Origin of the sequence: Halorubellus salinus (assembly GCF_020567525.1) — an archaeon.
Classification (GTDB): Archaea; Halobacteriota; Halobacteria; order Halobacteriales; family Natrialbaceae; genus Halorubellus; species Halorubellus salinus.
The window spans coordinates 329,938-343,201 of sequence record NZ_JAJCVI010000005.1; the positions used below are offsets into that span (position 1 = coordinate 329,938).

Consider the following 13,264-nt stretch of genomic DNA (forward strand, 5'->3'; position numbering starts at 1 on the left):
ACCCACGGCGTGCCGCGACGGCCGCCCTACCGGCCGTCGCGGTCGTTCGCGCTCGATGCGTCACCGTCGCGGGACGCGAACACGGCGACCGCGAGCAGGACGTACCCCGCCTCGTTGCCCTGCGCGAGCAGGGACACGGCGCCGGTCGCCAGCGTCATGCGTACCTTCGTTCGTATCGAGAGACACCTCCGCCGGGAGCTGTTTTCGACGCAGAGCGGCGTGCGTCGCGCTCGCGCGGCCGGTCGTCGCCGCCGGCGACGCGAGCTCGCGCCGACCGGCGCTATCGGTGATTACGACCGGGTATCGGAAAAGGGCGAGCGTAGCGCGGTGAAAGTGAAAGTGGAGCCGCGAACCGGCTGCAGTGCGCCGCTGGCCGCAGCCCAGCGGTCGTATCCCGTGGTGGGGTTTTTTCGCGTCGGCCGGCCTTCGGTCGCACATGGACGTCATCTCCTTCGGGACCGACGGCTGGCGTGCGACGCTCGACGAGTTCACCGACCGACGCGTCCGCATCGTCGCACAGGCCGTCGCCAGTCACCTCCGCGAGACCGGCCGCGAGGGCGAGACCGTCGGCGTCGGCTACGACGCCCGCGAGACCAGCGAGGGCTTCGCCGAGGAGCTCGCTCGCGTCCTCTGCGCGAACGGCTTCGACGTCCGCATGCCCGAACGCGACCGCCCGACACCCCAGCTCGCGTGGGCGATCAAGGACCGCGAACTCGCCGGCGGCTGCATGATAACCGCGAGCCACAACCCACCCGAGTACAACGGCGTGAAGTTCATCACGGACGACGGCTCGCCGGCGCTCCAGGACGTCACCGACTCCATCGTCTCCCACCTCGCCGAACCCGACCCGCTCCCCGAGGACGAATGGGGCGACGTCGAACGCGTCGACATGGTCGGCCCGCACTTCGAGCAATGCAAGCGCCGCGTCGCCGAGGTCGCCGACGCCGACCCCGAGAGCGAGTTCCTCGACGGGCTCCACGTCGTCTACGACGCCATCCACGGCTCCGGCCGCGACGTCACCGACCGCCTACTCGCGGACGCCGGCGCGGCCGTCGACCGACTGCGCTGCAGTGAGGACCCGACGTTCGGTGGCGCGCACCCCGAACCCAGCGAATCGAACCTCCAGGGGCTCGTCGACGCCGTCCGCGAGCGCGACGCCGACATCGGTATCGCGAACGACGGCGACGCCGACCGCATCGCCGTCGTCACCCCCGACGGCTTCCTCGACGAGAACCTGTTCTTCGCCGCCATCTACGAGTACCTCCTCGAAACCAGCAATGGAGCCGCCGTCAGGACCGTCTCGACGACGTTCCTCGTCGACCGGGTCGCGGACGCCTACGGCGAATCCGTCCACGAGACCCCCGTCGGGTTCAAGTACGTCGCCGACGCGATGCGCGACTACGACCCCCTGATGGCCGGCGAGGAGTCCGGCGGGTTCGCCGTCCGCGGGCACCTCCGCCAGAAGGACGGCGTCTTCATGGCACTGCTCGCCGCCGCGGCAGCCAGCGAACGCCCGCTCGAAGCGCGCGTCGACGACCTCCTCGCCGAACACGGCGAGATCCACCAGGGGAAGGTGAGCGTCGACTGCCCGGACGACCGCAAGCAGGGCGTCCTCGCCGACCTCGAGGACCACATCCCCGAGACCGTCGCGGGCGAACCGGTCGCGGACGTCGTCACCGTCGACGGCTTCAAGCTCCTCCTCGAGGACGGCTCGTGGACGCTCATGCGACCGAGCGGCACCGAACCGAAGCTCCGCGTGTACGCCGAAGCCGGGAGCGAAGCGCGCGTCGACGAACTGCTCGACGCGGGCCGCGACCTCGTCGAACCGCTCGTCTGAGCGCTCGCCCCGAACCCCACAGTTGGCGGAACTGTTTTATTCCCGACCGTTCTCCATTCCGACATGACCGCCGGAGATGGCCTCGGCGAGATGCAGCGACTGCTGTCGGGGAAACCGGATACGGAGACCGGACGAGGCGCCCCGGACAGCCTCCCACTCGTCTTCCTCGGCCTCGTCGTCGCCGGCACTCTCGGGTGCATCGTCGGCTACTACGGCCCCGGCCTCCCCGCCGGCCACAACGTCAACGTCGCCGTCCCCTACGCCGCCCTCGCGGCCCTCCTGTACGTGTTCGCGGTCGCCGGCGGCCCAGTCCACGTCCTCGAACGACTGCTCGCCGGCGCCGTGACGTTCGCGTGGTTCTACGCGATGGCGCTCGACGACCACGTCGTCCGCCAGACTGTCGACGCCGACCCCACGCTCTCCGTGCTCGCCCCCGCTGCAGTCGTCGTCCTCGCCGTCGCACACCTCACCTGGCGTTCCGGCGTCCTCGACGGTCTCCGCTGGCCACGCGACGTCTACCCCCGCATCCGGAACCTCGCATTCATCTACGCCCCAACCATCTACTTCGCCACCTGGAGCCTCGTCACCGCCCTCTGACCACCCCCGGACGTCCATCCACCACCCGACGGTTCAAGTACGAGACCGCGGCCAGACCCCGCGTGCCCACTCACCGGGCGTGCGAGGAGTCGAGGCGGGAGCGGTGGACGCCCTCGCACGCCGCCGTCGTCCACCCTGCTCGCCACTACCCAGCCAGCGACCGCTCGGCCCACAGCCGACCGTCCACGTCCGCAGCGTCGTCCACGACCTCGAAACCGAGCGCGTCGTAGAACGCGCGAACCCCAGGGTCGAACGCCACCGTGAGTCGCCGCTCCCGTTCGAGCGCCGCCACGACGAGCGCCCGCCCGACGCCCCGGCCGCGTCGCCGCCGCCTGACCGCGACCGCATCGACGTGCATCCCGCCGTCGCCAGCGACCACGTCGCCGTCCACTCGCTCATCGCCAGCGACCGCGTCGGGAAGTCCGACGTCGTCGAACGGGACGAGCACGAGCGCACCGACGACGCGGTCGTCGTCCACCGCAACGAGAACGTTCCCGCGAACGACTGCGTCGCTCACGGCATCGGTCTCCAGCATCGCACCGTCGAGCACGCGGCGCACGTCCAGTTCCTCGTCGACGCGCGCCTCGCGAACCACGACCGCCGAGTCGGTCGCCGCCGACACGGTCACCCCTCGCGGTGCTCGTCGATGGCAGCCAGGAGGTCGTCGACGCTCGGCCGGTCGAACGTCGACCGACCCGCGTACGACCACACCACCGCCGGGCCAGCGTCGGCGTCGCGACAGTCCACCAGGATGGCCTCGGGCATCCGCCCGAGGAAGTCGCTCCACTTGCCGAGGAACCCGAACCGGACCGGTTGATCGTACGCGTCACCGACCGCGACGTCGGGGTCCGCGAGCAACGGGAACGGAAGGTCGTACGCGTCCTGCCACTCCTGGACGTTCTCGCGGGGTTCGGGCACCACCGACACGACCTCGGTCTCGCGCTCGCGGAACTCGTCGTAGCGTCCGGCCACGGTCCGTACTTGCTCGCGGCAGTTCGTACAGTAGTGGTCGCGCTGGAGCAAGACGAGGACGGAGTCGTGGTCGGCCGCGAGCGCCGACAGCGAGAGCGGGTCCGCGCCAGGGCCGACGTTCGCGAGCTCGAACTCGGGTGCACTCGACATCGCGCTATCCACCCTTCACGAGCCGCAGGACGGTCACGTGGTCGACGTTCACCGGTTGGTCTTCGGGGACTGGACGGCCGTCGACGAGGACCGTGACCTCGTGCGGGCTCAGGTCGACCGCCGACAGGAGGTCCGCGTACGTCGCGTCCGCGCCGGCGTCCACCTCGACATCGTCCTCGCCTTTCACGTCCACCGTCACCTGCATACCGCACAGTATCGGGCGAGCGTGCTTCAGCGTGTCGGGAGTCGATGCCGAAAAATCGGGTTGTACGGGGGTCGGACGCCGTCAGGCCGCGGGGGCGTCGGTCGTCGCACCACGGCGGGCGTTCCGGCGGTCGCGGCGGTACCCGTCGAGCACGAGCGCGATGGCGCCGAGGCCGACGAGGAACACCAGGAACGTCAGGATGCCCCCGAGGATGGGGACGAGGCCGACGACCGCGGCGACGAGCAGGCCGACGGCGAGCGCCGCCCAGTCGTTCTCGACGTCGAGCCGCCCGAGCGTCCACGACGCGGCCGCGAACCAACCGTAGACGACCGCGGTCCACGCGACGAGCGCGAACAGCATCGCGCCCAGGACCGTCAACGGGAGGCCGACGATCGTGAGTGCGAGCACGAGAAGGGCGAGCGGGACGGCGAAGAGCGCCAGGAACCCGAACGCGCCAGCGCGGACGGGCTGGCCGACGATGGTGTTGGAGATCTTCCGCGTGGTTCCGGGGAACGCGACGAGGAGGACCGCTCCGAGCACGAGGTTGGCGAGGAGCCCGTAGACGGCGCCGACGCCGTCAGGGATGGGGGAGAACTGGAACTCGGCCCCGCCGATGGAGTCGTCGCGGACGACGTCGCCCGCGATGGCGGCGCCGCTACGTTGCGTGAGGTCGCCGTCGTACCGGAGTTCACCGCCGAGGACGGCGGTGTCGGCGACGAGGATGCGATCCGCACCGACGGCGACGTCACCGTCGACCTGGCCGGCGAGCGTCGCATCGGCCGCCCCGACGTTCACGCTCCCAGCGACGGCCCCGGCCTCGCCGAGGACGAACGTCGCGACGCCAGTGCTGACGTCACCACGAACCTCACCGTCGATGTGGAGGGTGGCTGCGGCGACGTTCACGTCGCCGTTGACGACGCCGGTCTCGCTGATGCGGACCTCCGCGGCGACGCCATCGAGGTTCCCGTTCACCGTCCCGTGAACGACGACGGACGCGGCGGCGACCTGGAGGCTGTCGACCGTCTCACCGGGGCCGACGGTGACCGTCGACCCGGCGCGTGTTTCTGCAGCGGCCAGTCCCGGACCGGCCGCGAGCACGAGCGTCAGGACCATGACGAGCGCGAGGACTCGTCGAGCGATTAGAGTGCTCATGCATAGAGAGACGCGCGAAACGAGTATAGCCGAAGTCGCTGGTTCTCGCGCGCAGAGAACCGCGCGCATGGATACACAATCACTCGGTCGAGAACTGCGAACCATCCACCGCGGTCGTTCCGTCGTCTCGGGGGCTTTATCAGCGCCAGGGCCGTGGCCGAGAGTATGAGCGAGTCCGCGGACGGGGGGGACCGACCCGCCGGGAAGACCGAGGTCTGGATCGAGAAGTACCGGCCGGAGTCCCTCGCCGACGTCGTCGGGCACGAGGACATCATCGACCGCATAGAGAGCTACGTCCGGAAGAACGACCTGCCCCACCTCATGTTCGCGGGGCCAGCCGGCGTCGGGAAGTGCGCCACGGGAGAGACGCCGATTCTGACGAACGAAGGCGTGGAGCGAATGGAGGACGTCGTCGGTGACGTAGACGGGTTCGCGTCGCCGCGAGAGGGTCTCGAGGTGGCGACGTTCACCGAGGGCGGCGATTTCGCGTTCGTCGAACCGAGCGAAGTGTTCAGCAAGTCGACCGACGCACTCGCGAGCGTGGAGACGCGAGATGGCGGGCAGTTGCGCGTGACTCCAGAGCACCGCCTCCTCGTCGCCGACGATGACGGACTGACGTGGCAGGAAGCCGAGAACTTGGAAGCTGGCGACAGGGTGGCTCGACCGCTCGAGGCACCCACTCCGGAGAGTGACGGTGAGCTGGAATGGCTCACAGCGCTCAACGGAAAGCGGTACGTCGCGATGGTGACGGAGTCCTTCGCAACCGAACACGAAATCCCGGCCGAAGAGCAGTTTGTCGGGGCGAAAAAGCGCGTCGTCCGCAACCGTCAAGACGACCCCGTCGACACCGCCGAAACAAGCGATTCGATGACCGTCGAAACCATCGATTCGTACCCGAAACGCCTGTCCGACGTCGACTTTGACTCGTACTCGACGGTCGTCTCGGTCGACTTCCTTCGGTCGCTCGACGTCGACGCCGTAGAACTCGAGTCGAACGTCGAGTCCCTCCAATACGTTCCGAGGAATGGGCAGGAAACACAACCAATAACCCCGCCCTGGAGCGCGTCCCCGGAGCTGGCTGAGTTCGTGGCGTGGGTCGTGAGCGAGGCGCGCGTCGATAGTGGGCGAATTCGGTTCTACAACACGGACGAGTCCATCATCGAGCGATTCGAGACGCTCGCCGAGGACCTGTTCGGTGTCGAGACCGAACGGATGAAGCGGAAGGGCGTCCCGTTCGTTCGAATCCGGTCGCGGACGCTCACAGGCTTCCTCGAGGCGTGTTTCGACGTGATGTCGTCTGACGGCATCGGGTCGACGCTCGTGACGGCGTCGTCGGACGCCAGGGAGGCCTTCCTCCGTGCGATGTTCGACGCGGAGGGATACGTTTCGAAGAACGGTATCGTGGAGTTGACGCAGAAAGACGGGGACGTGGTCTCGCTCGTCTCGTATCTCCTCGCGTCGCTGGGGATTCCGAGCCGACGGAAGACCGAGCAGAAGGCGGCGACGAACGGCAGCGGTATCGAACGGACGTATCACACGTTATACGTCTCTGGTGCGAGCGCACTGTCCCGGTTCGAGGAGCGCGTCGGGTTTTCCATCGACGAGAAGGCCGAACGGCTGGCGAGGGCGACGGCTCGTGATTCGAACCCGAACCACGATACGATACCCAGCCAGAGCGCTGTCGACGAGCTCTGCGACGTGCTCGCGCTGAACAAGACCGAACACGTGCCGACGACCACGAACCCGGATTCGCCGGGGCGGGAGCGCTATCTCGAATCCGTGGAGTCGGTTCTGTCGGCAGCCGTTTCGAAGGTCGAGACGGCGCAGCATGTCAAGGAGCGAGTTCCGGCGGGCCTCGACGCGGTCGTCGCTACCCCTGCAGCGTGGGTCGAGCAACGGCAGCGACTCGAGCCGCTCGAGACGCGGAAGACCGTCGCGGCCGAAACCGGCGTTCGGTCGGACAGGCTCCTGGAGTACGCGGACGGACGACGGTCGCCGACCGCCGAGCGAGCACAGCGGTTACTCGCCGAACTCGATCGGTCGCCAGGTGGAGATGTCACGGCCGTCCAGCGGACGCTGTCGTCGTGCATCGACGACCTCGGGGTGTCGTACAATCGCGTCGCCGAGAGCACTGACCTTCGTGGAACCGACGTGAAGAACCTCCTGGAGAACGACGACCACGACCTCGGGTCGCTCCCGCGGTTCGCCACCGTCGCAGACCGGGTTCGCGCGGTTGCCGACGAGATGCTCTCCGGTGAGGTGCTCGAATCGCTCTCGATGCTCGACTCGCTCGCGAGCGAGTCGCTGTACTTCGACGAGGTCGTCTCGGTGTCGGTCGACGACGCCGACGAGCGCGTGTACGACGTGACCGTTCCGCAGTCGCACAACTACGTGGCTGGGGCCGTTCCGACGGTGATGCACAACACGGCCACGTCGGTCAGTATTGCCAAAGAAGTGTACGGCGACGATTGGCGGGAGAACTTCCTGGAACTGAACGCGTCCGATCAGCGTGGTATCGACGTCGTCCGCGACCGCATCAAGAACTTCGCGCGGTCGTCGTTCGGGGGGTACGAGTACCGCATCATCTTCCTGGACGAGGCGGACGCGTTGACGTCGGACGCGCAGTCCGCGTTGCGGCGGACGATGGAGCAGTTCTCGAACAACACGCGGTTCATCCTGTCGTGTAACTACTCGTCGCAGATCATCGACCCGATCCAGTCGCGGTGTGCGGTGTTCCGGTTCTCCCCGCTGGGCGACGAGGCGGTGGCGGCGCAGGTGCGGAAGATCGCCGAGATGGAGGGCCTGGAGGTGACCGACGACGGCGTGGACGCGCTCGTGTACGCTGCGGACGGTGACATGCGGCGGGCGATCAACGCGCTGCAGGCGGCGTCGGTGACGGACGAGGTCGTGGACGAGGCGACCGTGTACGCGATCACGTCGACGGCGCGCCCGGAGGAGGTCGAGGAGATGGTGCGGCTCGCCATCGACGGGGACTTCGTCGCGTCGCGGTCGCGGCTCGACGAGCTCCTGACCGAGCGCGGGCTCGCGGGTGGCGACATCATCGACCAGTTGCATCGGTCGGCGTGGGAGTTCGATCTGGACGACGCGGCGACGGTTCGACTCATGGATCGGCTCGGGGAGGCTGACTACCGTATCACCGAGGGGGCGAACGAGCGCATCCAGTTGGAGGCGTTGCTCGCGTCGCTCGCGCGGTAGGTATTCGCCGCCGTCGAGCGCCGGTCGGCTGGCGTGCGTCTGGCATTCGCTCGGTGGTATTTCCGGCTGGTCGTTCGTTCGGGGCGTTCTCGCGATGATTTTACGTCGGGCCACGAGTTTCGGCCGAGGCTTTTATCCATCGTACTAGCAACGGTTGTGCTGAGCAGTGAGCACCATGACGGATGACACGTCGGTCCTCGTCGTCGAGGACAACGTCGAACTCGCTGGGCTGTACGCGTCCTGGACGCCCGCGGAGTGGTCGGTGGAGACCGTGACGAACGGTGAGGATGCGGTGCCTGCGGTCGACGAGTCGACCGACGTCGTGGTGCTCGACCGACGCCTCCCGGGGTGTTCGGGCGACGAGGTGCTCGAACGGGTTCGCGAGGCCGGGTACGACTGTCAGGTCGTCATCGTGACGGCGGTCGACCCGGACTTCGACATCGTCGGGATGGGGTTCGACGATTACCTCGTCAAGCCCGTCGACCGGGAGACGTTCGAGCGGACGCTCGAGCGGTTGTTGACGCGGTCCGCGTACGACGAGGAGTTGCGTGCGTACTACGCGGCGGTGTCGAAGCTCGCGGTCCTGGAGACGCACAAGACGAGCGACGACCTGGCGGCGTCGACGGAGTACGACGACCTCCGCGAGCGTGCGCGACGCCGGGGTGGTCGTGCGGACGACCTGCTCGACGACTTGCTCGCTGATTCGGTCGCGAACTCGCAGGTGTTCCGCGGCCTCCTCGAATCCGCGACGCAGTGACGCGTTCGGTACCGGTGGCTTCGACGGGTTGAGACCGCTTTCGTCGGGGGTTCCCGGAACTGTTTTACGCGCCGCGAGGCGACAGTGAGCCAAGAATGAGTGAGCTTGAGGACGAATATCGCCTCGATTATTTCGAGGAGAACGGGTTCGTGCGCAAGTCCTGCACGGACTGTGGGGCGAACTTCTGGACGCGAGACCACGACCGCGAGACGTGCGGCGAACCGCCGTGCGAGGATTACGCGTTCATCGACGACCCGGGGTTCGACGAGCCGTACAGCCTGGAGGAGATGCGGGAGGCGTTCCTGTCGTTCTTCGAGGACAACGACCACGAGCGCATCGAGCCGTACCCGGTCGCGGCGAACCGGTGGCGCGACGACGTCCTGCTGACGCAGGCGTCGATCTACGACTTCCAGCCGCTCGTCACGAGCGGCCAGACGCCGCCTCCAGCGAACCCGCTGACGATCTCGCAGCCCTGTATCCGGATGCAGGACATCGACAACGTCGGGAAGACCGGGCGACACACGATGGCGTTCGAGATGATGGCGCATCACGCGTTCAACGCTCGCGAGGACCTCGAGGACCCCGATCAGTACGCGTACCAGGGCGAAGTGTACTGGAAGGACGAGTGCGTCGAGTACTGCGACGAGTTCTTCGCGTCGATGGGTGCGAACCTCGACGAAATCGTGTACATCGAGGACCCGTGGGTCGGTGGCGGGAACGCCGGGCCCGCGATCGAGGTCATCTACAAGGGCGCGGAGCTGGCGACGCTCGTCTTCATGTCGATGGAGCAGGACCCCGACGGCGAGTACGAGATGAAGGACGGGAACACGTACTCGCCGATGGACACGTACATCGTCGACACCGGGTACGGCCTGGAGCGGTGGACGTGGATGAGTCAGGGGACGCCGACGGTGTACGAGGCCGTCTATCCGGACATGATCGCGTTCCTGAAGGAGAACGCGGGCATCGAGCTCTCCGAGGACGAGGCCGAGCTCGTGCATCGCGCGGCGAAGCTCGCCGGGCACATGGACATCGACGAGGCCGAGGACATGGAGACGGCGCGGGACAACATCGCGCGGAAGCTCGACGTGTCCGTGAGCGAGCTCGAGGCCCTCATGGAGCCCCTGGAGGACATCTACGCCATCGCGGACCACTGTCGGACGCTCGCGTACATGTTCGGTGACGGTATCGTGCCGAGCAACGTCTCGACGGGCTACCTGGCGCGGATGGTGCTCCGGCGGACGAAGCGGCTCGTCGACGGCGTCGGCGTGGACGCGCCGCTCGACGAGCTCGTGGACATGCAGGCCAAGCGCCTGGAGTACGAGAACCGCGATACGATCCGTGACATCGTGCGGACGGAGGTCGAGAAGTACCGGGAGACCCTGGAGCGCGGCGGTCGGAAGGTCGAGCAGCTCGCGGAGGAGTACGCCAGGAAGTCCGAGCCGATTCCGACGAGCGAGCTCATCGAGCTCTACGACTCCCATGGCATCCAGCCGGACATGGTCGAGGAGATCGCGGCCGAGTCGGGTGCGGACGTGAACGTCCCGGACGACTTCTACTCGCTGGTCGCGCAGCGCCACGACAGCGAGGAGGCGTTCGAGGAGGCGGGGAGCGACGGTGACGACCGCATCGACGACCTCCCGAAGACGGAGCGGTTGTACTACGACGACCAGCAGCGCACGGAGTTCGAGGCGGTGGTGCTCGACGTGTTCGAGCGCGAGTCCGGGTTCGACGTGGTGCTCGACCAGACGATGTTCTACCCCGAGGGCGGTGGGCAGCCCGCGGACACGGGGACGTTGTCGGACGACGACGGGTCGTACACGGTCGAGGTCGAGGACGTCCAGATCCGCGATGGCGTCATCCTGCATCGCACGGACGAGCGCCCGGAGAAGGGCGACATCGTCCGCGGGCAGCTCGACACGCGTCGACGCCGGCAGTTGATGCGGAATCACACGGCGACGCACGTCGTCATCCACGCGGCCCGGCAGGTGCTCGGCGACCACATCCGGCAGGCGGGGGCGCAGAAGGGCGTGGAGTCGAGCCGTATCGACGTCCATCACTACGAGCGCATCGACCGAGAGGACGTCAAGCGCATCGAGCACGTCGCGAACGAGATCGTGATGGAGAACACGCCGGTCACGCAGGAGTGGCCGGACCGCCACGACGCGGAGGCCGAGCACGGGTTCGACCTCTACCAGGGCGGCATCCCGCCGGGCGAGAACATCCGCCTCATCCACGTCGCGGACGACGTGCAGGCGTGTGGTGGCACGCACGTCGCTCGCACTGGTGACATCGGGACGATCAAGATCCGGAACGCGGAGCGCGTGCAGGACGGCGTCGGACGGTTGACGTTCGCCGCTGGCGAGGCGGCGATCTCGTACACGCAGGAGGCCGAGGACGCGCTCTACGCGGCGGCGGACGTCCTGGACGTGAACCCCGGCGAGGTGCCCGAGACCGCGGAGCGGTTCTTCGAGGAGTGGAAGGCCCGAGGGAAGGAGATCGAGGACCTCAAGGAGGAACTCGCCGAGGTCCGCGCGAGCGGTGCGGGCGATGCGGAGGAGGTCGACGTCGGCGGGACGCCGGCGGTCGTCCAGCGCCTGGACGCGGACACCGACGAGTTGCGTGCGACGGCGAACGCGCTCGTCGAGGAGGGGAAGATAGCCGTGTTCGGCTCCGGTGCTGGCGGGAGCGCGCAGTTCGTGGTCGCGGTGCCCGAGGACGCGGGCGTGAACGCTGGCGAGGTCGTCGGCGAGCTCGCGAGCAAGGTCGGTGGCGGCGGTGGCGGCCCGCCGGACTTCGCGCAAGGTGGTGGGCCCGACGTCGACGCGCTCGACGACGCGCTCGACGACGCCGCGGACGTCCTGCGTGCCGTCAAGAACGCCTGAACGCGGTTCGCGTCGTTCGGTTCTGTCAGTGAGTCAGTCGTCTCGGCCTGGGGTACGACGATGGTCGGTATCGCGGAGAGCGGTCGCTGTCGAGCGCTGGAAGGTCGCACCCCCCGAAAGGGGGGCGCGATGAGGAATGATAGTGGCGTATCCCAGTCGGTCACTCGGTGCGTGCCGAGTGTCGGTCAGGAGGCAACGACTGATCCGATTACGCGCAGGGCTCTCACCCTAGGTTGTTAGTCGATGGCCTCCTTCTAAAACCTATTGGCTAAATGAACGGCTATGGGGTGGGGCCTGGCGCCGTCAGGCGTCGAGGCCGAGCGTCGATGTGGCGGCGTCTGCGACGGCGTCGAGGCGGGGTTCGGGTGCGTAGACGCCCGCGCGCCACTGGACGTCCTGGGCGGCCTGGAGGCCCTGGACGAGCGGGGATTCCTCGTGGAGGCGGCGGACGTCGCCGTCGACGACGACGCGCGTGGAGGATTCGGGCATGCTGGGGCGGCCGGGGACGTCGAGGTGGACGAGTGCGGGGTCGCAGTCGGCGGCGGCGGCGACGTCGCGTTCGAGGTCGCGGAGTTCGGCGTGGGTGGCGTCGACGACGTGGTCGGGGGTCTCGTCGAGTTCGAGCCAGCACGCGCGCTTGTAGAGGTCGCGGGTGCCGAGGCGCGCGGCGGCGTCGGCGGTCGCCTCGCAGTCGCGGAGCGCGGCGAGCAGTTCGTCGTCGGTCATGCGAGCGAAGTCCTCGGCGTGCAGGCTCGTCTCGTCGAGCAGGCGTTCGCAGGCGCGTTCGAGCATCGTGCCAGCGATGCGGGAGACGTGGTGCCGGTAGACGGTCGCGTTCATCAGCGCGCGAGCGACGAGGAGCGACTCGGCGCTCTGGACGTTGCCTTCGGCGAGGACGAGGTCGCCGTCGACGTACCGCAGGGCGCGCAGGAGGCGGCCCTGGTCGATGGTGCCGTAGGGGACGCCGGAGTGGTGGGCGTCCCGGACGAGGTAGTCCATGCGGTCGACGTCGAGTTCGCCGGAGACGAGCTGGCCGAGGCGACCCTGGCCGTCGATGCGGTCCGCGACCGCGTCGGTGTCGAGGCCGTGGCTTTCGAGGACGCGCCCGACCTCGCCGGTCGCGATGATGTCGTGGACGTCGTCGTGGTGGCGGCCGAGCCGGCGCTCGATGACGCCCTCGGTCTGGTGGCCGTACGGGCCGTGGCCGACGTCGTGCAGGAGCGCGGCGGCCTCGACCGCTTCCGCACGAGAGCCGTCGATGTCGAGGTGCCGGCACGCGCGCCGCGCGAGGTGGTAGACGCCGAGGGAGTGCTCGAAGCGCGTGTGGTTCGCGCTCGGGTAGACGAGACGGACGGTCGAGAGCTGCTTGACGTGCCGCAACCGCTGGAACGCCTCCGTGTCCAGCAGGTCCGCGGCGACGCCCTCGACCTCGATGTAGTCGTGGACGCTGTCCTTGATCGCTCGCATTGAGCTATCGATTACGGGGTGCGTGC

At 68.1% G+C, this 13,264-nt stretch carries 11 protein-coding genes; 5 read left to right on the forward strand and 6 right to left on the reverse strand.

What is annotated here, in order from left to right; translation table 11 throughout:
- Positions 1-26 precede the first annotated feature (26 nt).
- Positions 27-158: a hypothetical protein gene (locus LI336_RS20235; protein ID WP_264475492.1), complete on the reverse strand. Its 132-nt coding sequence runs from the start codon at positions 156-158 to the stop codon at positions 27-29.
- Positions 159-436: 278 nt separating this feature from the next.
- On the opposite strand from LI336_RS20235, the gene LI336_RS15845 reads away from it, so the two are divergent.
- Together LI336_RS15845 and LI336_RS15850 are read left to right on the forward strand one after the other, a co-directional pair.
- Complete coding sequence (locus LI336_RS15845) at positions 437-1,837, forward strand: phosphoglucomutase/phosphomannomutase family protein (RefSeq protein ID WP_227134125.1); 1,401 nt, start codon at positions 437-439, stop codon at positions 1,835-1,837.
- Between the two features lie 63 nt (positions 1,838-1,900).
- The gene (locus LI336_RS15850) at positions 1,901-2,434 is read left to right on the forward strand and encodes a hypothetical protein (protein ID WP_227134126.1); all 534 of its coding nucleotides are present in this window, start codon (positions 1,901-1,903) and stop codon (positions 2,432-2,434) included.
- Between the two features lie 145 nt (positions 2,435-2,579).
- On the opposite strand, the gene LI336_RS15855 is transcribed toward LI336_RS15850, so the two are convergent.
- The 4 genes from LI336_RS15855 to LI336_RS15870 all read right to left on the reverse strand — a co-directional run bounded on the left by LI336_RS15855 (position 2,580) and on the right by LI336_RS15870 (position 4,913).
- Positions 2,580-3,056, reverse strand: a complete 477-nt coding sequence (locus LI336_RS15855) for a GNAT family N-acetyltransferase (protein ID WP_227134127.1) — start codon at positions 3,054-3,056, stop codon at positions 2,580-2,582.
- A gap of 2 nt (positions 3,057-3,058) precedes the next feature.
- Positions 3,059-3,556 carry a redoxin domain-containing protein gene (locus tag LI336_RS15860; RefSeq protein ID WP_227134128.1) on the reverse strand — a complete coding sequence of 166 codons (498 nt, stop codon included), beginning with the start codon at positions 3,554-3,556 and terminating at the stop codon, positions 3,059-3,061.
- A 4-nt stretch (positions 3,557-3,560) separates the two neighbouring features.
- Complete coding sequence (gene samp2 / locus LI336_RS15865; RefSeq protein WP_227134129.1) at positions 3,561-3,761, reverse strand: ubiquitin-like small modifier protein SAMP2; 201 nt, start codon at positions 3,759-3,761, stop codon at positions 3,561-3,563.
- An 81-nt stretch (positions 3,762-3,842) separates the two neighbouring features.
- On the reverse strand, positions 3,843-4,913 hold the full coding sequence (locus LI336_RS15870) for a bactofilin family protein (RefSeq protein ID WP_227134130.1): 1,071 nt from the start codon (positions 4,911-4,913) through the stop codon (positions 3,843-3,845).
- A 165-nt stretch (positions 4,914-5,078) separates the two neighbouring features.
- Between LI336_RS15870 and LI336_RS15875 the strand changes: the two genes are divergently transcribed.
- From LI336_RS15875 to alaS, 3 genes are all read left to right on the forward strand, one after another.
- On the forward strand, positions 5,079-8,129 hold the full coding sequence (locus tag LI336_RS15875) for a replication factor C small subunit (RefSeq protein WP_368408390.1): 3,051 nt from the start codon (positions 5,079-5,081) through the stop codon (positions 8,127-8,129).
- A 175-nt stretch (positions 8,130-8,304) separates the two neighbouring features.
- Complete coding sequence (locus LI336_RS15880) at positions 8,305-8,886, forward strand: HalX domain-containing protein (protein WP_227134131.1); 582 nt, start codon at positions 8,305-8,307, stop codon at positions 8,884-8,886.
- 95 nt (positions 8,887-8,981) lie between these two features.
- The gene (gene alaS, locus LI336_RS15885; protein WP_227134132.1) at positions 8,982-11,771 is read left to right on the forward strand and encodes an alanine--tRNA ligase; all 2,790 of its coding nucleotides are present in this window, start codon (positions 8,982-8,984) and stop codon (positions 11,769-11,771) included.
- A gap of 303 nt (positions 11,772-12,074) precedes the next feature.
- On the opposite strand, the gene LI336_RS15890 is transcribed toward alaS, so the two are convergent.
- On the reverse strand, positions 12,075-13,238 hold the full coding sequence (locus LI336_RS15890; protein ID WP_227134133.1) for an HD domain-containing protein: 1,164 nt from the start codon (positions 13,236-13,238) through the stop codon (positions 12,075-12,077).
- Positions 13,239-13,264 lie beyond the last annotated feature (26 nt).